At 69.6% G+C, this 24238-nt stretch carries 21 protein-coding genes; 11 read left to right on the forward strand and 10 right to left on the reverse strand.

Annotated features, from left to right (window positions below; genetic code table 11):
• Positions 1 to 60 precede the first annotated feature (60 nt).
• Positions 61 to 2607 (forward strand): MFS transporter, encoded by a 2547-nt coding sequence (locus WG924_RS21955; RefSeq protein WP_345935195.1) that lies wholly within the window; start codon positions 61 to 63, stop codon positions 2605 to 2607.
• Entirely contained in the window at positions 2604 to 4307 is a 1704-nt protein-coding gene (locus tag WG924_RS21960; protein WP_345935196.1) for a glutamate-cysteine ligase family protein, read from the forward strand. Before WG924_RS21955 ends, WG924_RS21960 begins: the two co-directional genes overlap by 4 nt.
• Here the strand turns inward: WG924_RS21960 and WG924_RS21965 are convergent.
• The 7 genes from WG924_RS21965 to WG924_RS21995 form a co-directional block, all read right to left on the reverse strand.
• The gene (locus tag WG924_RS21965) at positions 4286 to 5530 is read right to left on the reverse strand and encodes an ABC transporter substrate-binding protein (protein WP_345935197.1); all 1245 of its coding nucleotides are present in this window, start codon (positions 5528 to 5530) and stop codon (positions 4286 to 4288) included. The genes WG924_RS21960 and WG924_RS21965 overlap by 22 nt on opposite strands.
• The gene (locus tag WG924_RS21970; RefSeq protein ID WP_345935198.1) at positions 5527 to 7593 is read right to left on the reverse strand and encodes a SpoIIE family protein phosphatase; all 2067 of its coding nucleotides are present in this window, start codon (positions 7591 to 7593) and stop codon (positions 5527 to 5529) included. Before WG924_RS21970 ends, WG924_RS21965 begins: the two co-directional genes overlap by 4 nt.
• A gap of 354 nt (positions 7594 to 7947) precedes the next feature.
• On the reverse strand, positions 7948 to 8430 hold the full coding sequence (locus WG924_RS21975; protein WP_345935199.1) for a F0F1 ATP synthase subunit B family protein: 483 nt from the start codon (positions 8428 to 8430) through the stop codon (positions 7948 to 7950).
• A gap of 5 nt (positions 8431 to 8435) precedes the next feature.
• On the reverse strand, positions 8436 to 8939 hold the full coding sequence (locus tag WG924_RS21980; protein ID WP_345935200.1) for a F0F1 ATP synthase subunit B family protein: 504 nt from the start codon (positions 8937 to 8939) through the stop codon (positions 8436 to 8438).
• A 203-nt stretch (positions 8940 to 9142) separates the two neighbouring features.
• A complete protein-coding gene (locus WG924_RS21985; RefSeq protein ID WP_014746295.1) occupies positions 9143 to 9370 on the reverse strand; it encodes an ATP synthase subunit C family protein in 228 nt (75 codons plus the stop codon).
• 125 nt (positions 9371 to 9495) lie between these two features.
• Positions 9496 to 10227, reverse strand: coding sequence for a F0F1 ATP synthase subunit A (locus WG924_RS21990; RefSeq protein WP_345935202.1), 732 nt, complete (start codon positions 10225 to 10227; stop codon positions 9496 to 9498).
• 192 nt (positions 10228 to 10419) lie between these two features.
• Positions 10420 to 10824, reverse strand: a complete 405-nt coding sequence (locus WG924_RS21995) for an AtpZ/AtpI family protein (protein WP_345935203.1) — start codon at positions 10822 to 10824, stop codon at positions 10420 to 10422.
• 746 nt (positions 10825 to 11570) lie between these two features.
• On the opposite strand from WG924_RS21995, the gene WG924_RS22000 reads away from it, so the two are divergent.
• The 7 genes from WG924_RS22000 to WG924_RS22030 all read left to right on the forward strand — a co-directional run bounded on the left by WG924_RS22000 (position 11571) and on the right by WG924_RS22030 (position 18689).
• The gene (locus tag WG924_RS22000; protein WP_345935204.1) at positions 11571 to 12683 is read left to right on the forward strand and encodes a sirohydrochlorin chelatase; all 1113 of its coding nucleotides are present in this window, start codon (positions 11571 to 11573) and stop codon (positions 12681 to 12683) included.
• The gene (locus WG924_RS22005) at positions 12680 to 13348 is read left to right on the forward strand and encodes a precorrin-8X methylmutase (RefSeq protein ID WP_345935205.1); all 669 of its coding nucleotides are present in this window, start codon (positions 12680 to 12682) and stop codon (positions 13346 to 13348) included. The genes WG924_RS22000 and WG924_RS22005 overlap by 4 nt, the downstream gene beginning before the upstream one ends.
• Positions 13348 to 14577, forward strand: coding sequence for a precorrin-6y C5,15-methyltransferase (decarboxylating) subunit CbiE (gene cbiE / locus WG924_RS22010; RefSeq protein ID WP_345935206.1), 1230 nt, complete (start codon positions 13348 to 13350; stop codon positions 14575 to 14577). The genes WG924_RS22005 and cbiE overlap by 1 nt, the downstream gene beginning before the upstream one ends.
• On the forward strand, positions 14577 to 15341 hold the full coding sequence (gene cobI, locus WG924_RS22015) for a precorrin-2 C(20)-methyltransferase (RefSeq protein ID WP_345935207.1): 765 nt from the start codon (positions 14577 to 14579) through the stop codon (positions 15339 to 15341). Before cbiE ends, cobI begins: the two co-directional genes overlap by 1 nt.
• The gene (gene cobJ / locus WG924_RS22020; protein ID WP_345935208.1) at positions 15338 to 17197 is read left to right on the forward strand and encodes a precorrin-3B C(17)-methyltransferase; all 1860 of its coding nucleotides are present in this window, start codon (positions 15338 to 15340) and stop codon (positions 17195 to 17197) included. The genes cobI and cobJ overlap by 4 nt, the downstream gene beginning before the upstream one ends.
• Positions 17194 to 18036, forward strand: a complete 843-nt coding sequence (cobM, locus tag WG924_RS22025) for a precorrin-4 C(11)-methyltransferase (protein WP_345935209.1) — start codon at positions 17194 to 17196, stop codon at positions 18034 to 18036. Before cobJ ends, cobM begins: the two co-directional genes overlap by 4 nt.
• A 65-nt stretch (positions 18037 to 18101) precedes the next feature.
• Positions 18102 to 18689, forward strand: a complete 588-nt coding sequence (locus WG924_RS22030) for a HupE/UreJ family protein (protein ID WP_345935210.1) — start codon at positions 18102 to 18104, stop codon at positions 18687 to 18689.
• A gap of 32 nt (positions 18690 to 18721) precedes the next feature.
• On the opposite strand, the gene WG924_RS22035 is transcribed toward WG924_RS22030, so the two are convergent.
• Complete coding sequence (locus tag WG924_RS22035; RefSeq protein ID WP_345935211.1) at positions 18722 to 19495, reverse strand: cobalt-precorrin-6A reductase; 774 nt, start codon at positions 19493 to 19495, stop codon at positions 18722 to 18724.
• Between the two features lies 1 nt (position 19496).
• The gene (locus tag WG924_RS22040; RefSeq protein ID WP_345935244.1) at positions 19497 to 20636 is read right to left on the reverse strand and encodes a cobalt-precorrin-5B (C(1))-methyltransferase; all 1140 of its coding nucleotides are present in this window, start codon (positions 20634 to 20636) and stop codon (positions 19497 to 19499) included.
• Between the two features lie 191 nt (positions 20637 to 20827).
• Between WG924_RS22040 and cobA the strand changes: the two genes are divergently transcribed.
• Positions 20828 to 21700, forward strand: a complete 873-nt coding sequence (cobA, locus tag WG924_RS22045; protein WP_345935212.1) for a uroporphyrinogen-III C-methyltransferase — start codon at positions 20828 to 20830, stop codon at positions 21698 to 21700.
• Positions 21697 to 23040: a cobyrinic acid a,c-diamide synthase CobB gene (locus tag WG924_RS22050; RefSeq protein WP_345935213.1), complete on the forward strand. Its 1344-nt coding sequence runs from the start codon at positions 21697 to 21699 to the stop codon at positions 23038 to 23040. The genes cobA and WG924_RS22050 overlap by 4 nt, the downstream gene beginning before the upstream one ends.
• Before the next feature lie 46 nt (positions 23041 to 23086).
• On the opposite strand, the gene WG924_RS22055 is transcribed toward WG924_RS22050, so the two are convergent.
• The gene (locus tag WG924_RS22055; protein ID WP_345935214.1) at positions 23087 to 24238 is read right to left on the reverse strand and encodes a zinc-binding dehydrogenase; all 1152 of its coding nucleotides are present in this window, start codon (positions 24236 to 24238) and stop codon (positions 23087 to 23089) included.

Raw genomic sequence — 24238 nt, forward strand, 5'->3', positions numbered from 1 at the left:
ATAGGCGCCGCTGACGGTCGCTCCGGCCGCAGCCATATCTGCCGTCGGACCCTTGCACCCATGACTTCGCCATCTGCCCCCCGCGGACCGATCTTCCGGCTGACCCTGGCTCTGGCACTGCTGCTGCCGGTCTGTATGGGGATCGCAGGCTTTCTGAACCTCACCGCCCTGAAGCGCGTGGATGCCGAAGCCACGTTGAGCGAGGTGCAGGCGGTTGGCGGCAAATGGGCCGACCGGCTGCAGGTATCGGTGCGCTATGGCAAGCCGCTGGAGAAATTCGCCGGCCTCGACGCCCTGCTCGACGATATCCGCGCCGACATCCCCGTGGTCACCCAGGCCGCGGTGCTGGATGCCACGGGCGGCGTTCTGGAGCTGCGGGGCCGGGGCGAACTGCCTCCGGCCGTACAGGCCGATAGCGGCGGCGGCCGGGTGCATGACGTGGTGGCCGATGGCACCCGCTGGGTGCTGTTCCCGATCCGCGAGGCCGGCGGCCGGGTGATCGGCCATCTGGCGACCGCCCTGCCCGCCGGCGCACAGACCGCGGCGGTGACCGAAACCGTCCAGGCGATGACGCTGGCCGCCATCGCCATCACGCTGGCCGGCGTGGTGCTGACCGTGGCGCTGGGTCTCGCCCTGTCGCGTCGCGGCCGAAAGCGCGGCACCCTGCAACTGGGCTGGATGCGCATCGCCGGCATCGCCGTGGTGGTGGTGGCCCAGCTTGCCTTCGCCGCCTATAGCATCCGCGAATTCCGGGGTGCTGTCGAAGCCGCCGCCAGCCGCCAGGGCGACCGTCTGGCAACATCGGTTGCCCATGACCTGGACCAGTTGCTCGACAAGGGCATCGACCTGCGCTACATGAGCCGGATCGAGGATAATTTCGCCCGGCTGGTGGATGCCGTGCCGCTGATCGGCGGTGCCGAGCTGATCGATGCCGATGGCCGGCGGATCGCCGGCTATGGCGTGACCGATGCCGGCAGCGGCCCGGTGGTGCGCCGCGCGCTTACCCGATCGGTCGCGGCAGACGGCACCGCCATCGGCTCGGATGACCGACCCGCCGGCTATGTCGCCGTCACCCTGTCGGGCAGCACCATCGCCACCAGCGTGCGCGCCCGCGTGCTGGATGCCATCACGCTCGCGCTGGTATCGGCGATGATCGTGGGCGAAGGGCTGATCTTCGTGTTCGCGGCCGTGCGCGGGCGCTCGGCCGCAGCCACCGCCATCGCCGACAGCCGTTTCGCCCGGCCGATGGCCTTCCTGTTTCTGCTGTCCTGGTCGCTGCCATTGTCGTTCGTGCCGCTGGCGATGCGGGCGCTGTCGGCCACGGGCGGACAGCCGCCCAGCGACATGCTGATGGCGGCCCCGGTCTCGGCTGAAATGTTCTGCGCGCTGATCACCGCCCTGATCGCCGGCCCGATGGCCGACCGGCGGGGCTGGCAGGTGCCGGTGCTGACCGGCTTCGCCCTGTGCGGCCTGGCCAATCTGTGCTCGATGCTGGTCATGACGGTCACCAACGATCCGCTGGGATTCGTCGCCGCCCGCGCGCTGGGCGGGCTGGGTTATGGCTTCGCCTGGATGGGCATTCAGAGCCATCTTTACGCTACCACCCGGCCGGAACGGCGCGGCAGTGCCACGGCGGCACTGATCGCCGGCATCTTCGTGGGCCAGATGTGCGGCACCGCGATCGGCGCGATGCTGGCCGAGCAACTGGGCTATGGCAACGTGTTCCTGATGGCGGCGGTGTTCCTGCTGCTGCCGCTGATCGTGGCGGTGGTGGCGATCACCGCCGCCCGCCAGCAGCTATCCGCCACCACCGGCGGCACCGACGCCATCGCCGTGGTCGATGACGACACGGCAACGCCGCTGCCGGCCGCCCCCGTGATCGAACCGGCCACCCGGCCGGTTGCCGCCGCAGAGGGTGGTGGCTGGCGGGGCCTGCTCGGCGACCGCACCTTCATGCTGGTGCTGCTGTGCAGTGTCGTGCCGTTCTCGATCGCCCAGGTCGGGCTGCTGAATTTCGCCGTGCCGGTTTATCTGTCTGAGCAGGGGATCAACCAGTCCGATATCGGCCGCGTGCTGATGGTGAACGGTCTGGCGGTGATCATCCTGGGGCCGCTGTTCGGACGGTTGACCGACCGGATGACCGACAAGCGTCCGTTCATCGTGGCGGGGGCGATCGCCGCCGCCGCGGCCCTGGTGGTCGCCAGTCTGGGCGGCAATCTGATGGCGCTGGTCGCCGCCGTGTTCCTGATCGGCGTGTCGGGCAGCATCGCCGGCGGCGCACAAAGCGCCCATGGCCTGCAGGGTGAAGGCGTCGCCCGCGCCGGCATCGGCCGCGCGGTCAGCATGAAGCGCTCGGCCGACAAGTTCGGGCAGATGCTGGGGCCGCTGATCGTCGGCGGGCTGTTCGCCGTGGTCGGCACCACCGCCGGCCTTGCCGCCACCGCCGGGCTGATGCTGGTGGCCGGGCTGATCTTCCTGCTGCTCGACAAGGCGCCGGTCAAGCTGGGGATCGTCAAGGGGCTGGCAGGCTCATCCGGCCCGGGCGGCGGCCAGCCGGGCGATACGGCGGCCACGGACGCCCCCATCGGCAAGGCGGTCGGACAATGAACGGGATCGGGTGGCGTGCCGCGCCGGTCAAGGTGGGTGTCGAGGTGGAACTGCCGGTGGCGTCAGAGGCCGATGGCCACAGTCTGGCGGTGCCCGGCGCCTTCAGCCATCTTCTTTCCGCCGGCGGCTCCAGCGATGGCCCGGTATCGGCGTTGATGCTGGGCGGCGCGCTGATCGGCCTGCGCGACCCGTCGGGCATGATCTCGGTCGATAACGGCTTCAACAATCTGGAAGCATCGCTTGGCCCCGAGCCCGATCTGGCCGCCCTCGACGCATCGGCGGCCGCAGCCCTGGACCGGATCGGCGCCGCGGTCGCGGCCGAAGGCGGCATGCTGGTCAATCTGGCCGAACATCCGTTCCAGGCCACCGACGCCGGCTTCTATGCCCGCACCCGCGCGCCCAAACCGGTCTATGATTATTGGAACCAGACCCGGGGCTGGGTGCATGCCTCGGGTATCGACGCCAAGGCCCATAACAGCCCGTCGACCGATGTCGAGATCGCGCGCGGCGCCGATGCGGTCAACATCGTGCTGGGCTTTTCCGCCGCCTTCATCGCCCTGTTCGCCAACAGCCCGTTCGAAAACGGCGCGGCCACCGGCTTCAAGGAAAACCGGCTGACCCTGTGGCCGCGGATGTGCGGCACGGCCCATGCGGCGCGTGACCGGATCTGCTTTCAGCCGCCGGCGCAGCCGTTCAACGGCCTTGGCGCCTATCTGCGCTGGGCGTTGGGCATGGATGCGCCGGTTCCGGCCCTGCCCTTCGGCCCGGCCGATCTGGCGCCGACGTCGAAGATCGGCGGACTGGTCGAGATCAACGGCACGCCCAGCCTGCGCCAGTTTCTGACCCGCCGGCAGGGCTGGGCCGGACGGTTGTATGGCGACAGCGGCGCCGAGGTGATGGTCACGCCCACCGCCGGCCATTTCGCGGCGATGCAGTCGTCGAATTTCCTCGACGCCCGACTGCGCTTCACCTTTTCGCCCGATCACATGCCCGATCCCGCCGATCTGGTGGCGGCGATCGACGATGACGACGCCATCGCGGCGCTGATGGGCGCCTGCACCCGTGCGGTTTATCTGGAGGGCCGCGCCCCCGGCGCCAATCTGCCCGATCGCGACCTGATCGACCGGGCCGGGCCGGCGGTCGCCGGCAGCGTGGTCAATGCCGCCGGCGCGCTTCAGAAAGGCCTGCTCGCCAATCCCGACCGCGCGCTTTCAGCCATCGACCGCCATGGCTGGGGCCGCTTGATGGCCCTCCGGACCGCCGCGATCCGCGATGCCATGGCAGCCGAGGTCGATGGCCTGACCGCCGCCGCCCTGGCCGCCGAACTGGTGGAGATTGCGGCCAGCGGGCTGGACGGCGCCGATCAGCGCTTCCTGGCCTATCCCGACCATGTCTGCCGCACCGGTCAGAGTGGCGCTGACCGCGCCATCGCCATGGTCGAGGCCGGCCATGGCAGCATGGACCGGCGTCTGCGCGCGCTGGTGACCGCGCGCCGCCATGTGCCTGCCAGCCTGGATAGCGCCAGCCGGCGTGGTGCCGGCCTGAATGGTGCTGGCCTGAATGGTGCCGGCCTGAATGGTGCCGGCCTGAATGGTGCCGGCCTGAATGGTGCTGGGCCGGATGGTGCTGGGCCGGGTGTCGGCGTGGATGCCTCACCCGCCCGGAACGACCTGCCGGCTCACTGCTCGATGGTGCGATAGATCTCGTCGGCGGCCAGCAGGATGTCGACCGGCGGGTTGAAGCCGATGACCTCCATGGTCTCGAGATTGAGCGCGATCTTCGCCGGCGCCACCCAGCGCTGATCCAGCGCCCGCGGCAGGGCGCCGTTCAGGATCCGGCCGATGATTTCGGCGTGATACCGCCCGACATAGGTGAAGTCGCCCTGGGCGATGCTCATCAGCACGCCCCGGCGGACATCCGCCGATCCGGCCATCGAGAAGGTCGGGATGCCGGCATCCAGCGCCGCCTGCACGATGCGGGGCAGGCTGCTGCTGGTCACGCCGCGATGCACGGTGATGTAGAAGGCATCGACCTTCGGGGCCAGCTCCTCATAGCAGCGCACCGCCTCGGCCTTCGCCACCTCCTGATCGACGCCGTTGAACGGCGCGAAGCAGGTCACCAGTTCGAAGCCGCGATTGGCCGACACCGCTTCCAGTTCCTCGATCGCGGCGAAGGTCCGGCCTTCCGGCGTGTTCTCATAGACGATGCCCAGGCGATCGGCCTCGACGATGTCCTCGAACAGCTCGACCTGGCGGCCATAGCGGCCGGGCTCGACCTTGGCATGCAGATTGGGACGGCCGCTGTCATCCGGGTTGGGGATGATCTTGGCCGCCACCGGGTCGGAGGTCGAGGCCACGACCACCGGTACCGCCACCGCGTCATTGGCCAGATCCTGGCCGGCCCAGGTGCCCATCGCGATCATCAGGTCGATGTCGCCGCGGGTCGCCAGCCGCTCGATCAGTTCAGGCCGCACCAGCTTGCGCCGCTCCGGGTCGAAATCGCCGGCCGTGTAATGCGCATCGGCCGCGAATTCGACATAGGGGCCGCGGGCATTGGCCACCAGGTACTGCCACAGCTCGGCCGAATTGGCGAAGCTGTCATTCGGCGGCAGGTCGATGGCCGGCACCCAGCCCAGTTGGATCATGCCCCGCACGATCGCCGCCAGGATGATCTTGTAATCGGCATACTGCCCGCCCTCGTAATAGCCGATCCGGAACCGGTGTTCAGGCGCGGTTGCAGGCGGGGTTTCCGGCACCGCTTCGGCGGCGGCGCGCTCGGCGGCGGTCGGCGGCGGAGAGGCTGCCGCCTCGGCGGCATCTGCCGATGCCGGCACAAGGCCCAGAAGCAGGCCGGCAAGGGCAAGGCCGATCAGCAGCGAGAGCATGGCGCGGCCGAACAGGGTGGCAGGCTTCCTCAAGGTCATCCGATGCTCCGTAGTGCCGCAGGCGGGTTCGAGGCGGCCTCGGCCGGCCCCGCATAGTGAAGGGCGAAGACGGTGATGTCGTCCGATTGGGCGGCACCGTCGACGAATTCGGTGATGTCGTCGAACAGGCGGTCGACGAAGCCGGCGGGATCGCCCTGCATGCCGGGCTCGGCGATGCCGAACAGCCGGGGTTCGCCATACAGGACATTCTGCGGATTATGGGCCTCGGTGACGCCATCGGTATAGACCAGAAGGTCATCGCCGGGCATGAGGTCCAGCGCCATGGCCCGATAGGGCATGTCCTCGATCACGCCCAGCGCCGGACCGCAGACCGTGGTCAGCGCTTCCGGGGCCGCCCCCTTGCGCAACAGCAGCGGCGGGTTGTGGCCAGCATTGCAGTATTCCAGCCGGCCACTGGCCAGATCCAGCCGGCCGCAGAACAGGGTGACGAACATGGTGTTCGGATTGTCACGCGCCAGCATGTCGTTCACCTCGGCCAGCATGCCCGCCGGGCTGAGGCCCTTCTCGGCCGACGTCTTCAGCAGCGTCCGGGTGATCGCCATGAACAGCGCCGCCGGCACGCCCTTGCCTGAAACGTCGCCGACCACGAAATAGAAATAGCGGTCCTCGGCAAAGAAGAAGTCGAACAGGTCGCCGCCGACCTCCTTGGCCGAGATCAGCCGGGCGTTCAGGTTGATTTCCGGCCGGCCTGGGAAGGGCGGGAAGGTCTTGGGCAGCAGGCCTTCCTGAATGTCGCGCGCCGCCGCCAGTTCACCTTCGATGCGCATCCGCTCTTCGGTGATCTTGATCAGCTCGCGGATCTTCTCGCGCAGCGTGCGGTCCATGAAGGCGAAGGCGCCGGCCAGCCGGCCGATTTCGTCGCGCCGGTCGTCGATCAGCCGGGCAAGATCGGCGTCGGGCTCGGCATCGCGGGTGAAGTCCTGCGACGACAGTGCCCGGACCCGCACCTCCAGCCGGCGCAGCGGCCGGACCAGCAGGCCCGACAGGGGATAGGCGGCCAGGAACGACAGCACAAGCACGCTGCCCAGCAGCAGGGCCTGATTGCGCGTCACCTCATGCGCCGGCCCCAGAATGTCGTCGCGCGACAGCACCAGCGCCACCCGCCAGTCCAGCGGGCGGAACAGATAGGCATAGAGCACCAGATCGCCGGCATCGTCAGGCGGGGTGACGCCGGTGGTGCGCTGGCGCGGCAGATCGCCCGGCAGCATGTGGAACAGATCGCCACAGCCGCCGGCACCGGTGGTGACCGCGGCACAGGCCGCATCGCCGCCCTGGGGGGCGATCACCATATGGCCGGCGCCGTCGAAGATCATCGCCCGGCCGCGATCGCCCAGCCGCAGCGCGTGCACGCTGGTGGTGAGGTCGCGGATCATCTGGTCGATCTGGGCATCGGCGGCCCGCTGGACATCCTCGGCATCGGCGATGATCGCCACGGTCCAGTCCCAGGGGGCAAAGCCGCGGAAGAAGCCGAATTTCAGCCGGGTGCTGGTCTCGTCCAGGCTGGGGCGTTCGAAGGTCGAAAAGGTATTGCCATAGGTCAGCACATCCGCGCGTGCAGCGGCGAAGGTCGGCCGGCCCTTCATGTCGACGCCGTCGAGCAGGGTCTGGCCAAGCCGGGCGATGTCGGGATGCACCAGCATCCGCATCTGGCCGTCATAGACCAGAATATAGCGAGTTTCGCTGCGTGGCTGACTGACCAGCCAGTCGAGCGCCGCGTTTCGCGCCTCGGTCTCGGACATCCGTCCGGTTGCCGCCATGCCGCGAAACGACTGGAGCACCGACACCACCTGATTGCCGTGATCCTCCAGCGAGCGCTTGCGCTGCTCGACCGTATCGACCTTCTGACGGATCAGGGCCTGGAAACGCTCGCGCAGGCTGGTCGCGAACAGGTCGACGGTGTTGCGGGCCTCGCGGTCGCGCTCGGCCACGAAGCTCCGTTCAAGCAGTATGGTGGTCGATGGCAGGATGACGCCCGCTGTCACGCCGAGAATCAGCGCGACGCCCAGGAATACCGCCACCCTGAGTGAATGAAACCGTAACACGCCCCGTCCCGTCCCCATCTTGACTGCTCTGCGGACCGCCGAGGGGCTTCCAGCCCCGGATCGCTCCGGAGCCCCGGATCGCATCGGCCGGCCACCGGCAGCATCGACCGCATCCTGGCGACTGTATCCGGCCGCGAACCCGCCCGCCCGCGTTGGCATCCTGCCTGATCGCCGAGGCCATGGCGAGGCCGCAGGCATGGCTGATGGACCGTCGGCGACCTCCGTGCCAGCAGGGCAACAGCGATCTGGCCGCCCAACGGAAAATGCCCCTGGCGGCAGAACCGTCAGGGGCATTTTCCGGCATCCAAAACGCCATGGCCGGCTTCGCCGGCATGGCCGCCCGGCCTGTCGGCCTCAATGCAGTGTCTTCAGGCTCGCAATGGTGTCGTCGACCAGTCGGGCCTGGCGATCGGCCGAAAGCTGGGTGCGCAGCACCTGCTCGGTCGCCGCCATGGCCACGTCGACCGCGGTCGCGCGGACCTCGGCGATGGCGTCGCTTTCGGCCTGCGAGATCTTGGTCATCGCCATCCGCTCGCGGCGCTCGATCGACTGCGAGAGCTGGGTCTGGCCCTGCTCGACGATGCGCTTGGCCTCGTGACGGGCATGGGCGACCATCTGCTCGGCTTCCTGCATCGCCTCGCGCTGCTTGCGCTGATACTGGGCCAGCAGGGCCTGGGCATCCTCGCGCAGCTTCTGCGCCGCGTCGAGCTCGGCGCGGATCGCGTCGGCCCGGGCGTCCAGCATGCCGCCGATCATCTTATGAACCTTGAGGAAACCAAGGCCCACCATGCAGAGGATGAAGGCGATAGCGACCCAGAAGGTGGGATCGGAGAACATCAGCCTCACTCCTTCCGCGACGAGGTGGCGGCAAGCGCCGTGTCGACGGCGCGGCGCACGGTGGCCGGATCGACCGGTGCACCGGCCAGCTTGGCGGTCGCGGCTTCGGCGGTCTCGGTCGCGAGCGTCGCCATGTCGGCCATGGCAGCCGTCTTGGCGGCGGCGATGGCGACTTCGGCTTCGCGCACCTTGGCGGCCAGACGCTCATCGAGCGCGTCAAGCTGACGCTGGGCCTCGGCCTGGGCCTGCTCGGCCGCGTTTTCCAGAAGCTTCTGGGCTTCGGAACGGGCGTCGCTCAGGGCCAGTTCATAGGCCGCGCGCGCCTCTTCGGCCTCGCGCCGGAGCGCTTCGGCACGATCGAGATCAGCGGCGATACGGTCCTGGCGCACCTCGAGGATATCGGCGATGCGCGGGAGCGCGATCTTCGACATCAGCAGATAGAGCAGGCCGAAGGATACCACCAGCCAGAAGATCTGCGACGCGAAGGTGCTCGGTTCGAACTGAGGCATGGGTCTCCCGGGGCATTTCGTGGACGGGGCATGAGGCCGGCCGTCATGTCGAAAGTCTGGCGCGGGCGGGCATGGGGCGCAGGGGTACATGGTTCAAGACCATGGCTCCACGCACCTGCCCTCCGGGCCCTCACGAACGCGCCCGAGGTGGTGTTTTCACACCCCTCGGGCCCGTTCGGTACCGGATCCCGGCTGCGTGCTGATCAGAACACGAAGAGAATGATCAGCGCGATCAGCAGGGCGAAGAGGCCGACCGCCTCAACCAGCGCGAAGCCCAGCATTGCCAGCGGGAACACGGTGGTGCGGACCGAGGGGTTGCGCGCCAGCGAGCTGACCAGCGAGGAGAAGATGTTGCCGATACCGATACCGACGCCGAACAGCGCGAGCACAGCGAGGCCGGCACCGATCATCTTTGCGGCTTCCAGTTCCATCGCTCAACTTCCTTATCTTGACAAAGGGACTGGTTTTCAACGAGGGGCGATCGCCCATAACCTGCTCGCGACCAAGGGGTGGCCCGGCGACGTCGCCGGCCCTTAAACCCCGAGGCCCGATGTTCTCAATGCAGGTGAAGTGCGTCGTTCAGGTAGATGCAGCTCAGGATCGCGAAGACATAGGCCTGGAGTGCCGCGATGAAGAGTTCGAGGGCGGTAAGGCCCACGACCACCACGAGAGGCGCAATGCCGGCGACGCCGAGTGCGATGATGAAGCCGGCCAGCACTTTCAGCATCGTGTGACCGGCAACCATGTTGGCGAACAGTCGCACCGCAAGGCTGATCGGCCGCGACAGGTAGGAGATGATCTCGATCGGCACGACCAGCGGCATCATCCACACGGGCACACCCTGCGGAACGAAGAAGCTGAAGAAGTGCGTGCCATGCTTCACCAGACCGATGACCGTGGTCAGGATCCAGACGAACAGCGCCATCGCGAAGGTCACGACGATATGGCTGGTCGTGGTGAAGCTGTAAGGGAGCATGCCCGCCAGATTGGCGAACAAAATGAACATGAACAGCGTGAAGATGAAGGGGAAATACTTCCGCCCTTCCGATCCCACGTTATCGCGGAGCATGTTCGCTACAAACTCGTAGGACATTTCCGCCATCGACTGGCCCCGACCAGGAACCATCGCCCGGCTGCGAGAGCCAAGCGTCAGGAACAGGGTCACGCCCGCGATGGCAATGAACATCCACAGCGACGAGTTGGTGAAGGAGATGTCGACGCCGCCGATCTGGAGGTCGACCAGACGCTTGATCTCGAACTGCTCAAGCGGGCTATGCGCTTCCGCCACCGTGGTCCTCGCTCTTTTAAGAACTCAACCCTGGCCGGAGCCGTTCGGCACGTCAGTCACCGTGCCGTACACCTTCCGCACCTTACGTCCGCGGTTACCCCGCGAACCCGATTTCCGTCCGGCTGTACCCCGGATCACCGATCCATGGCCAGCGAAATCTGTGGCTTGCCAAGCCCGCAGGCATGCCGTTCGTCAGCGTTTCCCGTCCTCGCCGGGCTGATCACCCGCCGCAGTCCGGTCCGCCGCGTCCCGGCCCCCTGCATCCTGGCCCGCCTTCTCTTCCGCGTCGATCTCGCCCATTGTGCGGTTGGCCAGGCGATAGGCATTGCGTATGCCGGCCGCCGCACCAAGTACAAAAAAGACCATCATCGCGAAAGGCGCCGTCCCGAGCCACCGGTCCAGAAACCAGCCCAGACCGAGACCGACGACCAGCGCCGCCAGGATGTCTGTTCCGATACGGGCGGCGAACCCCACGCCCCTCGCCGGCCCACGCGAATTCTCCGGGCCGTCGCCATTGCGGCGGTCGGTGGACACGCGTGCCTGCTTCAGACGGGCTTCAAGCTCTTTCAGTCCCGAGTCATCGTCCCGGTCGTTCATGAGCGTCTGGCCCGCCTTTGCATCCAGTCGGTGAAAGGCCCTGGTGAACCAACGAATGCCGGGTCATCGATGCGTGAGCATCACACATATGACGAACCGTCATCCGGCGATCCGGGCGCGCCGGCCGCGCCGCAACAGCGCTGCCGAAGGCGCGTGAACCATACGGGGAAGCCATATGCGTGTCAAGAATGAAAACCCCTTGCTTTACAAGGGATTGGCCAAGCTAACCCATTGACTTTCAAGCACTCGCATTCTCGGCCACCACCCGCCGGGGCACACGGCGCCATGGGGTGCCCCCCCTGGTCCTGCAACCCGCAAGGGATCGTCCGGGCCATCGGCGGGGGGGAATCGACCCCCCGGACCCGCCGACGTGTAGGTGCAGTGCACATATTACTTGCGCCATGATTGAAGAGCGACCGGCTGTTGCATCCCAGACGCGGTTGACGCATGGTGATCGGAGATGAAGGCCGGCCCGCATGACAGCGGAACCGGCCACCACGCCCCGGGACGCCAGTCGCGACGGGGCTTCGCCGGGCCAACCAGCGCCGGCGGACGGGCGGATCCTGACGGAAGCCCGCGTGGGATGCCGATCGTCGCGGATCGCTTGGCGCCACTCTCTCTATATATAGAGGGATGCATCGCCGATACTGCCGCGCCGTCCGCGCCCCCGACGCGCTCTGTCGCCTTCCACCCCGCCCGCCCGATGCCGGATGCCCGGATCGTGTGAGAGCGGAGGATGCAAGGCGATGCTCGGACTGGGTGACGGACAGGGGATCATGATCTGCGGCCATGGCAGCCGCGATCAGGGCGCGGTCGACGAATTCGCTGAACTCGCGATCGCGTTGCGCCGCCGCTTTACCCCCGTGCCGGTCGAGTACGGCTATCTGGAGTTCGCGAAGCCGATCATCCGCGACGGCCTGGACCGGCTGCGCGCCCAAGGGGTGCGTGAGGTGCTGGCGGTGCCGGGCATGCTGTTCGCCGCCGGCCACGCCAAGAACGACATCCCGTCGGTGCTGAACACCTATCAGACCAGCGTGCGCCAGGGCGGCGAGATGGCGCAGGGCCGGGCCGATCCCGGCTTCACCATCCGCTATGGTCGCGAGCTGGGCATCGATCCGCGGATGCTGCGCGCGGCGGGCGAGCGGGTGGACAGCGCCATCGCCCGCGCCGATGCCGCGCGCGCGGCCGGTGATCATGTGTCGCGGCACGATACCCTGCTGGTGGTGGTGGGGCGTGGCGCATCGGACCCCGACGCCAATTCCAATGTCGCCAAGGTCAGCCGGATGCTGTGGGAAGGGCTGGGCCTGGGCTGGGCCGAGACCGCCTATTCCGGCGTCACCTTCCCGCTGACCGAGCCGGGCCTGCGCCATGCGGTACGACTGGGTTTCCGGCGGATCGTGGTGTTCCCCTATTTCCTGTTCACCGGCATTCTGGTCAAGCGGATCTATGACGCCGTCGACCGGGTCGCGGCCGATTTCCCCGAGATCGAATTCGTGAAGGCCGGCTATCTGCGCGACCACCCGCAAGTGATCGAGACCATGGTCGACCGGGTGCGGGAGATCGTGCACGGCACCGGCAACATGAACTGCCAGCTCTGCAAATATCGGGTGCAGGTGCTGGGCTTCGAAGCCGAACGCGGGCTGCCGCAGGAAAGCCATCACCATCATGTCGAGGGCATCGGCACCGGCGCGCCCGCCCCGGCCGAGGCCGGCCATGACGCCGCACATCATGATCATGATCACGACCATGATCATGGGCACGGGCATGATCACGCGCATGGGCACGGCCATCATCACCACCCCTACCCCCATGCCGATCATCCGCTGGGCCCTGTCAGCCTGAAGGCGGCCAAGAGATGACGGTGCCGCTGGTTCTGAACGAGGCCGCAACCCCGACCTATGACCGCGACCCGGCCGCGATCTATGCCCGATCGTTCGCGATCATCCGGGCCGAGGCGCCGCTGGGCCATCTGCCCGACAGCCTGCATGGCGTGGCGATCCGGGTGGTGCATGCCTGCGGCATGGTCGATATCGCCGGCCGGCTGGCGTTTCAGGGTGATGTCGCCGGCGCGGGCCGCGCGGCCCTGGCCGCCGGCGCGCCGGTGATCGCCGATTGCCGGATGGTGGCGTCGGGCGTGATCCGCCGTCGCCTGCCCGCCGGCAACACCGTGCTCTGCGGGCTCGACGATCCCCGGACCGACCGGCTGGCCGCCGCCAATGGCACCACCCGGTCGGCGGCGGCGATCGATGCGCTGGGTGACCGGATCGCCGGCGCGGTGGTCGCGATCGGCAACGCGCCGACAGCCCTGTTCCGGCTGATCGAGATCATCACGGCCGGCGGCCCGCGCCCGGCGGCGATCCTGGCCTTTCCGGTGGGGTTCGTCGGTGCGGCGGAAAGCAAGCAGGCGCTGCTCGATGCCGGGCTCGCCATCCCCTGCCTCACCCTGCCCGGCCGGATGGGTGGCAGCGCCATGGCCTCGGCGGCGGTGAACGCCATTGCCGCCCCGAACGAGGAGGCGCTGTGATGGACACCATGAGGGCAGACACCGCCCCCTGGATCACGGTGGTCGGCATCGGCGAGGACGGGCTTGGCGGTCTGGGGGCGCAGGCCCGCGCCTGCATCGATGCGGCCACGATCCTGATCGGCGGCGACCGTCATCTGGCGATGCTGCCGGCCGGCGACACCCGCCCGAAACATGCCTGGCCCAGCCCGCTCAAGGCCCTGCGGCCGGTGATCGAGGCGGCGCGCGGTCATGATCTGGTGGTTCTGGCCAGTGGCGATCCGTTCTGCTGGGGCATCGGCACCACGCTGGCGCGCTGGTTCGGCGCCGATGCGCTGACGGTGCATCCGGCACCCTCGGCCGCCAGCCTGGTCTGCGCGCGGCTGGGCTGGTCGCTGCCGGATGTGCGGCTGATCACCCTGCATGGCCGACCGCTGGCGCTGCTCGACCGGCATCTCCAGCCGGGCGCGCAGCTCGTTATATATACCGACGACGGTGCCGCCCCGGCGGCGATCGCCCGCCGGCTGGCCGAACGCGGCTTCGGTGCCAGCCGGATGACCGTGCTCGCCTGCCTGGGCGGCCCACATGAAACGATCCGCCAGACCCGCGCCGCCGATTGGGGCGATGCCATCACCGCCGACCTGAACACGGTGGCGGTGACGCTTGCGGCCGATGCCGCGACCGACTGGCACCCGACCGTGCCGGGGCTGGATGATGACGCCTTCGATCATGACGGCCAGTTGACGAAACGCGAGATGCGGGCGATCACCCTGGCCCGGCTGATGCCGGCACCGCGCGCGCTGCTCTGGGATATCGGCGCGGGCAATGGCTCGATCGGGATCGAATGGCTGCGCGCCGAGGCCACCGCCCGGGCGGTCGCGGTCGAGCCCCGCAGAGACCGGGCGGCCCGCATCCGCGGCAATGCCGAGGCGCTGGGCGTGCCGGCGCTGACGGTGATCGAGGGGTCGGCACCGGCGGCGCTGGACGGCCTGCCGGCGCCGGATGCGATCTTTCTGGGCGGCGCCGTCGCACAGGATGGCCTGATCGCGCTGCTGATGGATCGCCTGATCCCGGGCGGACGGCTGGTCGCCAACGCCGTCACGCTCTCGGGCGAGGCGGCGCTGGCGGATGCCCATCATCACCATGGCGGCGATCTGATCCGCGTTCAGGCCGCCCGCGCGGTGCCGGTGGGGCCGCATATGGGCTGGCGCGCCGCGATGCCGGTCACTCAGTATGTCTGGAGGAAACGCTGATGGCGGCAGGGATCGGCGATGCCGCCGCCGGCCGGCTGATCGGGCTGGGCATGGGCCCGGGCGATCCTGAGTTGATCACGCTGAAGGCGGCCCGGTTGCTGGCCAGCCTGCCGGTGATCGCGCATATCCATGCCGAGACACCCGAGGCCGGCGCCGCCGGGCCGGCCTCGGGCGCGGAGGCCGGGCTCGCCCGTGGCATCGCCGGCGACCTGATCCGCGCCGACGCCACGCTGATCGCGATCGCGATGCCGATGCGCGAGGACCGCGCCGCCGGTGCCGCCGCCTATGATGCCGGCGCGGCCCGGATCGCCGGGCATCTGGCCGAGGGCCACGATGTCGGCGTGCTGTGCGAGGGCGACCCGCTCACCTTCGGCTCGTTCATGTATCTGGCGGCCCGGTTGTCGGGGCGCTTCCGGATCGAGGTGGTGCCGGGCATCACCTCGATGACCGCCGCCGCCGCCCGGCTGGTGCTGCCGCTGGCGGCGCGCACCGACAGCCTGGCGATCATCCCCGCAACCCTGCCCGAAGCCGAACTGGCCCGCCGGCTGGACGCGGCCGATGGTGCCGCCTTTCTGAAAATCGGCCGCCATCTGGCCAAGCTGCGCCGGGTGCTGACGGCGGCAGGCCTTGCCGACCACGCCTGGTATGTGGAACACGCCACCCGGCCGGAGGAACGCATCCTGAAGCTGTCGATGCTGGCCGATGACACGGCCCCCTATTTCAGCCTGATCCTGGTTCACCGACGCGGCGAGGCGACCCGATGACCGATATGACCCCCGCCATCCTGATCCTGGGGCCATCGGCGCTGCCGCTGGCCCGGCGGCTGGCGGCCCTGCTGCCCGGCGCCGTGATCACCGGCCCCCATGCCCGGCTGGATGCCGCCGAGCGCATCGAGGTGGCGCCGCTTGAACCGGTGGCCGATGGCCTGCGGGCGCTGTTCCTGGCCAGCCGGCCGGTGATCGGCATCGCCGCCGCCGGCGCGTTGATCCGGATGCTGGCGCCGGTGCTGGCCACCAAGGCCACCGAACCGCCGGTGCTGGCGGTGGCGGAAGATGCCAGCGTGGTGGTGCCCCTGCTGGGTGGCCATCATGGCGCGAATGATCTGGCGCGGCGGATCGCCGGCGCCATCGGTGCGGTCGCGGCCATCACCACCGCCGGCGATCTGCGCTTCGGCGTGGCGCTCGACGATCCGCCCGCCGGCTGGCGACTGGCGGCAGACTGCGATCCGAAGCCGGCGATGGCGGCACTGGTCGCCGGCGCCGCCATACGGCTCGATCCCACCCTGGCCGATCCCACCTGGCCCGACACCACCCTGCCCGACTGGCTGGCCCATCTGCCGCAGGCGGCAGACGGTGCCGTGGCGGTGGTGACCAGTCATCTGCGCATCAATGCACCCGATGGCGGGCTGCTCTATCATCCACAGAGCCTCGCGATCGGCATCGGATCGGATCGCGGTGCGCCGGCGGCCGAAATCGGCCGGCTGATCGACGACACCCTGGCCGATGCCGGGCTGGCGCCCGAGGCCGTGGCCCTGATCGTCACCATCGACATCAAGGCCGACGAAGCCGGCATCGCCGCCGCCGCCGAGGCCCGTGGCCTGCCGGTCAGGATTTTTCCGGCGGCGCGGCTGGCCGAAGAGGCCCCGCGCCTCGAAACCCCCTCCGCTTATGTGCAGGCCACCGTCGGCGTGGCCGGTGTGGCCGAGGCGGCGGCCCTGGCCGCCGCCGGCCCCGATGGCCGGCTGATCGTGGCCAAGCGCAGATCGGCGCGGGCGACCTGTGCCGTGGCGCTGGCACCGGCGCCGATCGATATCGACCGCACCGGCCGGGCGCCGGGGGTGCTGTATGTGGTGGGCATCGGCCCCGGCCGCGCCGACTGGCGCACGCCCGAGGTCGACCGCATGGTCGCCGCATCGACCGATCTGGTCGGCTATGGCCTGTATCTGGATCTGCTGGGGCCTGCCGCGGCGGGCAAGCGCCGTCATGGCTATGAGCTGGGCGAGGAGGAGCGCCGGGTTGCCTGCGCGCTCGACCTCGCGGCCGAAGGGCGCGAGGTCGCCCTGGTCTGTTCGGGCGATGCCGGGATCTATGCCATGGCGGCCCTGGTCTATGAGTTGATCGAGCGTGGCCAGGATCAGGGCGGCCCGCGCCCGCTGTGGTCGCGGGTGCGGGTGCGGGTCTCCCCCGGCATCTCGGCCCTGCAGGCGGCGGCGGCCCGTGCCGGCGCGCCGCTCGGCCATGATTTCTGCGCCATCTCGCTGTCGGATCTGATGACCCCCTGGCCGGTGATCGAACGCCGGGTGCAGGCCGCCGCCGACGGCGATTTCGTGGTCGCGTTCTACAACCCGGTCTCGCGCCGCCGCCGTCACCAACTGGCGCGGGCGCGCGAGATCCTGCTGGCCGCGCGCGGACCGGCAACGCCGGTGATCCTGGCCCGCAATCTGGGCCGGCCCGACGAAACGGTGACGGTGATCGAGCTTGGGCGCCTGGATGTCGACGCCGTCGACATGCTGACCCTGGTGATGGTCGGCGCGCGCGGCACCCGCCGGCTCGATCTGGGCCAGGGGGTGCGGGTCTATACACCCCGTGGCTATGGCAGCCGCGGCGAGGAGGTGGCATGACGGTTCATTTCATCGGCGCCGGGCCGGGAGCGCCCGACCTGATCACCCTGCGCGGCCGCGACCTGATCGCGCGTGCCCCGGTCTGCCTTTATGCCGGATCCCTGGTCCCGCGTGAGGTGATCGACTATGCGCCCGCAGGCGCACGGATCATCGACACCGCCCCGCTGACCCTGGACGAGATCGTCGAGGAGATGCGCCAGGCCCATGCGCTTGGCCATGACGTGGCGCGGGTCCATTCCGGCGATCCGTCGATCTATGGCGCCACGGCCGAACAGATGCGCCGGCTGCGGGCGCTGGGCATTCCCTTCGACGTCACACCGGGTGTGCCGGCCTTCGCGGCGGCGGCGGCGGCCCTGCAAAGCGAACTGACCCTGCCCGGCATCTCGCAGACCATCATCGTCACGCGCACCGGCCATGCCTCGTCACCAATGCCCGAGGGCGAGACGCTAGAGGAACTGGGCCGGTCGCGGGCGACGCTCGCCATCCATCTGTCGATCCGCTTCCTGCCCCAGATCCACCGCACACTTGGCCCCCATTACGGCGACGACTGCCCGGTGGTGGTGGTCTATCGCGCAAGCTGGCCCGATCAGATGATCATTCGCGGCACGCTGGCCGATATCGCGGCCAAGGTCCGCGCCGCCAAGATCACCCGCACGGCGCTGGTGCTGGTGGGCCATGTCTTCGAACCCGGCGACTTCGCCGACAGCGCACTTTACGATCCTGGACATGCGCATGTGTTGCGCCCGAAGCGGACCGCGCCCCGGCGCGCCAGACCGGCACCCACAGCCGGCCACGCGGGCGCCGACGCAGACGCAGCCCCCCGCGTCAGGTCCAGTTGATCCGCACCACCCGTCCCTGCTTTTCATCCACGACGCCAGACGTCCCGACGACGGAGACCGCACCCATGTTCCGACGCCTTCTGTCCACCACGCTCGGCACCGCAACCGCCGGCCTGCTCCTGGCCAGCCCGGCCTTCGCCCATACCGGCCATGAGGTCGCGGGCTTCATGAGCGGTTTCGCCCATCCGATCGGCGGGCTGGATCACGTGCTGGCCATGCTCGCGGTCGGCTTCTGGGCCGGTCAGACCGGCGGCCGCATGATCTGGGCGGCACCGCTGGGCTTCGTCGTGCTGATGATCGCCGGTGGCGCGCTGGGCATGGCCGGCATCGGCCTGCCGGGTGTCGAGCTTGGCATCACCGCCTCGATCGTGGTCTTCGGGCTGATGATCGCCTTCGCCTTCAGGCCGAACCCGGTCGCCGCCGCCGCCATCGCCGGCGTCTTCGCGCTGTTCCACGGCCATGCCCATGGCACCGAAATGGCCGCCGGCGGATCGGCGGCGCTGTATGTGCTGGGCTTCGTGGCCGCAACCGCCCTGCTGCATCTGGCCGGCATCGCTGTGGCCATGGGCATGCGCAAGGCGTCGGTGGCGAAGCTGGAACGTGCGGTCGGTGCCGGCATCGCGCTGGCCGGTGTCGCGCTGATGGTCGGCTGACCCAGGCCGATACGGCCTGGACGTGAGGTCGCTCAGACGGGCTCGGCGGGCAGGCCGATCCAGTCCATGGCGGCGGCGACATCCGCCGCCAGCGGGCCATCGGGCACCGGCGGCCGGTCGATCATGAGGACGGCGATGCGGCATTCCCGCGCAACATCGATCTTGGCCATGGCGCCCGTGCCGCCGGCATTCTTGGCGATCACGGCGGAGACGACGTGGTCGGCGAAGAACCGGCGTTCGGCGTCCAGATCGAACGGCCCGCGATCGCGCACGAAGCGGATGTCGATCGCCGGCGGCACCACGGTCACCGGCTCGATCGTCCGCACCACGAAGCCGTATTCCAGGCGCCGGGTCAGCAGGTTCAGCCCGCGCCGGCCGGTGGCCACGAACACGCGGCCATCCTCAGGGGCGGCCGCTCTCGGCAGGGTCTCCAGCGCCTCGGCCAGATCGGCGACACCATACCACCGATCGCCGATCCCGGCGGTCCAGGGCGGCCGGCGCAGCACCAGACGTGGCACCGCCGCCCTGCGCGCGGCCTCGACCGCATGGCCCGACATGGTTTCGGCGAAGGGGTGGGTGGCATCGATCAGCCGGTCGAAACCTTCGGCCTGCAACAGCCGGGTCAGCCCGTCGATGCCGCCAAGCGCGCCGCTCAACAGCCGCCCGGCCGGCCGGCGGGGTTCGTCGGTGACCCCGGCAAGCGAGGTCCAGACATCATGGCCGGCGCCGGTCGCGGCCTCGGCCAGCGCCCGCGCCTCGGCGGTGCCGCCCAGGATCAGCAGCTTCAGGGGCGCGCCGATCGCCATGTCATGCCGCCCCGAGCAGAACCGGGTCGGTTGCCGCCACCGGCTTGCCCAGCCGGTCGGCCACCACCACATCGACCATGACCGGTGCCGGATGAACCGCCGCGGCCAGGGTGGCGCGGGCGCCGTCGGCAATCGCTGCGGCCAGCGGCAGGCCTGCCGCCATGGCCATGTCCAGCACCTGTTTGGCGGTGTTGGCGCCGGCAATCGCCGACACCAGCTCCGCATCGGCGCCGATGCCGGCGGCCATGGCCGAGAGTCGGGTGAAATCGACCGTCGATCGCGAGGAATGCAGATCCAGCGCGCCTTGCGCCAGTTTGGCCAGCTTGGCGAAACCACCCGCCACCACCAGATGCGGCACCGGATGGGCGCGGAGATATTTGACGAGCGCGCCGGCGAAATCGCCCATGTCGATCAGCGCGTGATCGGGCAGATCGGGCAGCAGGCGGCGCAGCATCGCCTCGGAGGTCGAGCCGGTGCAGCCGGTGACCCGGGCCAGACCGGCGGCGCGCGCCACATCGATACCCCGGTGAATGGAATGGATCCAGGCCGCGCAGGAATAGGGCACGACCACACCGGTGGTGCCCAGGATGGAGATGCCGCCCAGAATGCCCAGGCGCGGGTTCCAGGTGCGCTCGGCCAGAGCTGCACCGCCGGGCACCGAAATCGTGATCGTGACATCGCCCGGATGGCCGAACAGTCCCGCCAGCCGGGTGATGGTCTCGGTCATCAGCCGGCGCGGCACCGGATTGATCGCGGGCTCCCCCACCGGCACCGGCAGTCCGGGGCGGGTGACGGTGCCGACCCCGGCTCCGGCGCGAAACACCACGCCGCTACCGGGGGCCGCCGGCGCGACCGTCGCCAGGATCAGCGCGCCATGGGTGACATCCGGATCGTCGCCGGCATCCTTGACGATGCCGGCGGTGATGGCGCCACCCCGCTCCACCCGGCGCTCGGCCAGGGTAAAGACCGGCTGCTCGCCTTTGGGCAGCGTGATCTGGACACTGTCGGGAAACCGGCCGGTGGCCAATGCGGTGAACGCGGCGGCCGTGGCGGCTGTAGCACAGGCGCCGGTCGTCCAACCGCGACGCAACACCCCTTCGGGTTTGCGGCCGCCACCGGCCGGCGCCTCAACCGGCCGCATGCCCTCAACCGGCCGCATGCCCTCATCCGGCCGCATGACGGTCGGTGCGTCGGGCTGATCGACAGGGGCTGCGTCGGACGGTGCATCGCTCATGGCCGGACGATACCATTGCAGCCCGACCCCCGGAAAGCCCCAGCCGGGACAAGACCGGGACGACATCTTTCCACCGTCAGCGACAGGAGACAGGCAGCATGAGCGAGGCGACCCGGACCAGCGTCACCCTGCCCGGTTTCCTGGGGCTGCCCATGTTTCAACCCGGCTGGGTGTGGCTGGTCGGTGCCGGGCCGGGCGATCCGGCGCTGTTGACGCTTGGCGCCGCCCATGCGCTGGCCTCGGCCGATGTCGTGGTTTATGACGCGCTGGTCGACGAACGCATCCTGGCGCTGGCCGGCCCCGACGCGCAGTTGGAATATGCCGGCAAGCGCGGCGGCCGCCCGTCGCCGAAACAGGCAGACATCACGCTGCGGATCATCGATCTGGCCCGCCAGGGCAAGCGGGTTCTGAGGTTGAAGGGCGGCGACCCCTTCGTGTTCGGCCGGGGCGGCGAGGAAGGTCTGGCGCTGGTCGAGGCCGGCATCCCGTTCCGGGTCATTCCCGGCGTCACCGCCGGCATCGGCGGCTCGGCCTATGCCGGCATCCCGGTCACCCATCGCGACACCAACCACGTGGTCAGCTTCATCACCGGCCACGACACCACCGGCGGCGTCACCGGCAATATCGAATGGGAGGCGCTGGCCAAGGGCTCGCCGGTGATCGTGCTGTATATGGGGTTGAAGCATCTGGGCGAGATCGCCACCCGGCTGATGGCCGGCGGTCGCGACCCGGACGAGCCGGTGGCGGTGATCGCGCGCGCAACAACCCCGGCTCAGCGGGTGCTGGAGACGACGATCCGCCGTGCCGAGGCCGATGTCGCGGCATCGGGCATCGAGGCGCCGGCGATCGTGGTGATGGGGCCGGTGGTGCGGCTGCGGGCGGCGCTGGACTGGCTGGGCGCGCTCGACGGCCGCACACTGACCGCCGATCCGCTGGGCACCCGCCATGGCCAGAAGAAGACAGGGTCGTGACCGGGCCGTCAGCGCTGATCATCGCGGCGCCGTCATCCTCGGGCGGCAAGACCACGATGACGCTGGGGCTGCTGCGGGCCTTCACCCGCGCCGGCCGGCGACCGGCCGCCGCCAAGATCGGCCCCGATTACATCGATCCGGCCTTTCACGAGGCGGCATCCGGCCGGCCATCGGTCAACCTGGATGGCTGGGCGATGACGCCCGACCGGCTGGCGCGGATGATCGACAGCCGTGGCGATGCCGGCCTGCTGCTGATCGAAGGCGTGATGGGGCTGTTCGACGGCGCGCCGGCGCCGGGGGCCGGCGGCGACGGATCTGCCGCCGCCCTGGCGGCGCTGTTCGGGCTGCCGGTGCTGCTGGTGGTCGACGGTTCGGCGCAGGCCCGTTCCGCCGCCGCCCTGATCCATGGTTTCCGCAGTTTCGATCCGCGTATCGATCTGGCCGGCGTCGTGTTCAACCGCTGTGGCGGTGCCGGCCATATCCGCAGCCTGGCCGCAGCCGCCATTGAAGCCGGGGTGCCGGCCTTCGGCTTCGTGCCCCGCCAGGCCGATATCGCCCTGCCCTCGCGGCATCTGGGGCTGGTTCAGGCACGTGAGACCGGCGGGCTCGATGCCCTGCTCGACAGGCTGGGCGATCTGGTCGCCGGCCACCTGGATCTCGACGGCATCGCCGCCCTGGCACGGCCGGCCGCGACCGGCCCCCGGCTGGCGGCCAGCCCCGTGACACCGGCCGTGCCGCCGCTCGGCCAGCGGATCGCGATCGCCCGCGATCACGCCTTCGCCTTCGCCTATCCGCATATCCTGGACGGCTGGCATGATGCCGGTGCCGCCATGCTGCCCTTCTCCCCCCTGGCCGGCGAGGCGCCGGACGGGGATGCCGATGCGGTCTGGCTGCCCGGCGGCTATCCGGAGTTGCATGCCCCCGCCCTTTCCGCCATGGGTGCGCGGCCCGATGGCTGGGTGGCGGGGCTGCGGGCGGCTGAACGGCGCGGCGCCACGATCTTCGGCGAATGCGGCGGCTATATGGCGCTGGGGCGCGGCCTGACCGACGCCGATGGCCGCGCCTGGCCGATGGCGGGGCTGCTGGCGCTCGACACCAGCTTCGCCCGCCGCCGGCTGCATCTTGGCTATCGTCAGGCACGGCTGGCAGGCCCCGGCCCGCTGGGGGATGCGGGCCAGGGCTATCGCGGCCATGAATTCCACTATGCCAGCATCACCGCCGAAGATGGCCTGCCGCTGTGGCGGGACGTCACCGATGCCCTGGGCGAGCCCGCGGCCGCGGCCGGGCTGTGCCACGGCCGGGTCGCGGGGTCGTTCCTGCATCTGATCGCCCGTGGCTAGAGGTCCGGGGCTAGAGGTCCGGGGCTAGAGGTCCGGGCGGCTGGCCTCAGACGCCCTTGTTGGGGTTGATCAGGTACTTGGTGCCCGTCGCCCGCTTGCTATAGCCGGCAATCACCTCGGGCTTCAGCACCTCGGCCAGCGAGATTTCAGCGGTGTAATGGCTGGCGAAGGTGGTCTTCAGCTCCGCCGCCACCCGATCGCGCAGGCGCTGCGCCACTTGCGGCCCCACCCGTTGCAGGAACGGGAACAGCAGCCAGCCCCCCACCCCCCAGGCCATGCCGATATTGCGCTGGATTTCGACCGGCCGGGTGTCGAGCCCGCCATACAGATAGACCTGCTTGTGCACCGACGAGCCATAGCGGCTGTAGCTGCCGGTGGCGCGGGCGGCGATCGCCGCTTCCATCGCCGACAGGATCTGGCCGGCCAGCCTGCCGCCGCCGATGGCGTCGAAGCCGATGGTGGCGCCGGTTTCGATCAGCGCCTCGGTCAGACGATCGGTGAAATCGGGGCTGGTGCTGTCGAGCACATGGGCGGCACCCATCCCGCGCAGCAGCGCCACCTGTTCGGCGTTGCGGACGATGTTCACCAGACCGATGCCGTCCTTCAGGCAGATCCGGTTCAGCATCTGGCCCAGATTGGATGCGGCGGCGGTATGGACCAGGGCGGTGTGACCCTCGCGGCGCATGGTTTCCACCATGCCCAGTGCCGTCAGCGGATTGACGAAGCAGGATGCGCCATCGGCGGGGCTGGCATCATCCGGCAGCAGCAGGCAGTCGGCAGCCCTGATCACGCGATAGCGGGCATACATGGCGCCGCCGATCATCGCCACCGTCCGGCCCAGCAGATGGGCGGCGTCGGCGCCGGCCTTGATCACCACCCCGGCGCCTTCATTGCCCACCGGCAGCGACTGGTCCAGCCGCCCGGCCATCGCATTCATGGCCGCCGGCGGGATCGCGGCGCTGATCGCCGGCAGATCGGCGGTGCCGCCGGTCTCGATGGTGCCGAGATCGGCCGGGCCCAGCAGCAGGCCCAGATCCGACGGGTTGATCGGCGTCGCCTCGATCCGAACCACCACCTCGTCGGCGGCGGGTTCGGGCACGTCGACCCGGATCAGCGACACCTCGATCCGGCCATCCGATGTCACCTTGGAGCGCAGTTCCACGCCCTCCAACGCCGTCGTCGCCGTCGTGTCCGCCAT

It is taken from the genome of Tistrella arctica (assembly GCF_039630945.1).
Lineage (GTDB): Bacteria > Pseudomonadota > Alphaproteobacteria > Tistrellales > Tistrellaceae > Tistrella > Tistrella bauzanensis.

What these genes read in the sequence shown, in the direction of transcription:
- WG924_RS22035 (WP_345935211.1), bottom strand. Translation starts at nt 19,495, where the DNA reads ATGGCGATCGGCGCGCCCCTGAAGCTGCTGATCCTGGGCGGCACCGCC.
- WG924_RS22030 (WP_345935210.1), top strand. Translation starts at nt 18,102, where the DNA reads ATGTTCCGACGCCTTCTGTCCACCACGCTCGGCACCGCAACCGCCGGC.
- cobA (WP_345935212.1), top strand. Translation starts at nt 20,828, where the DNA reads ATGAGCGAGGCGACCCGGACCAGCGTCACCCTGCCCGGTTTCCTGGGG.
- cobM (WP_345935209.1), top strand. Translation starts at nt 17,194, where the DNA reads ATGACGGTTCATTTCATCGGCGCCGGGCCGGGAGCGCCCGACCTGATC.
- WG924_RS21975 (WP_345935199.1), bottom strand. Translation starts at nt 8,430, where the DNA reads ATGTTCTCCGATCCCACCTTCTGGGTCGCTATCGCCTTCATCCTCTGC.
- cbiE (WP_345935206.1), top strand. Translation starts at nt 13,348, where the DNA reads ATGGACACCATGAGGGCAGACACCGCCCCCTGGATCACGGTGGTCGGC.
- WG924_RS21955 (WP_345935195.1), top strand. Translation starts at nt 61, where the DNA reads ATGACTTCGCCATCTGCCCCCCGCGGACCGATCTTCCGGCTGACCCTG.
- WG924_RS22040 (WP_345935244.1), bottom strand. Translation starts at nt 20,636, where the DNA reads ATGCGGCCGGTTGAGGCGCCGGCCGGTGGCGGCCGCAAACCCGAAGGG.
- WG924_RS22055 (WP_345935214.1), bottom strand. Translation starts at nt 24,238, where the DNA reads ATGGCGGACACGACGGCGACGACGGCGTTGGAGGGCGTGGAACTGCGC.
- WG924_RS22005 (WP_345935205.1), top strand. Translation starts at nt 12,680, where the DNA reads ATGACGGTGCCGCTGGTTCTGAACGAGGCCGCAACCCCGACCTATGAC.
- WG924_RS21965 (WP_345935197.1), bottom strand. Translation starts at nt 5,530, where the DNA reads ATGACCTTGAGGAAGCCTGCCACCCTGTTCGGCCGCGCCATGCTCTCG.
- WG924_RS22000 (WP_345935204.1), top strand. Translation starts at nt 11,571, where the DNA reads ATGCTCGGACTGGGTGACGGACAGGGGATCATGATCTGCGGCCATGGC.
- WG924_RS21980 (WP_345935200.1), bottom strand. Translation starts at nt 8,939, where the DNA reads ATGCCTCAGTTCGAACCGAGCACCTTCGCGTCGCAGATCTTCTGGCTG.
- WG924_RS21995 (WP_345935203.1), bottom strand. Translation starts at nt 10,824, where the DNA reads ATGAACGACCGGGACGATGACTCGGGACTGAAAGAGCTTGAAGCCCGT.
- cobJ (WP_345935208.1), top strand. Translation starts at nt 15,338, where the DNA reads ATGACCGATATGACCCCCGCCATCCTGATCCTGGGGCCATCGGCGCTG.
- WG924_RS21960 (WP_345935196.1), top strand. Translation starts at nt 2,604, where the DNA reads ATGAACGGGATCGGGTGGCGTGCCGCGCCGGTCAAGGTGGGTGTCGAG.
- WG924_RS21985 (WP_014746295.1), bottom strand. Translation starts at nt 9,370, where the DNA reads ATGGAACTGGAAGCCGCAAAGATGATCGGTGCCGGCCTCGCTGTGCTC.
- cobI (WP_345935207.1), top strand. Translation starts at nt 14,577, where the DNA reads ATGGCGGCAGGGATCGGCGATGCCGCCGCCGGCCGGCTGATCGGGCTG.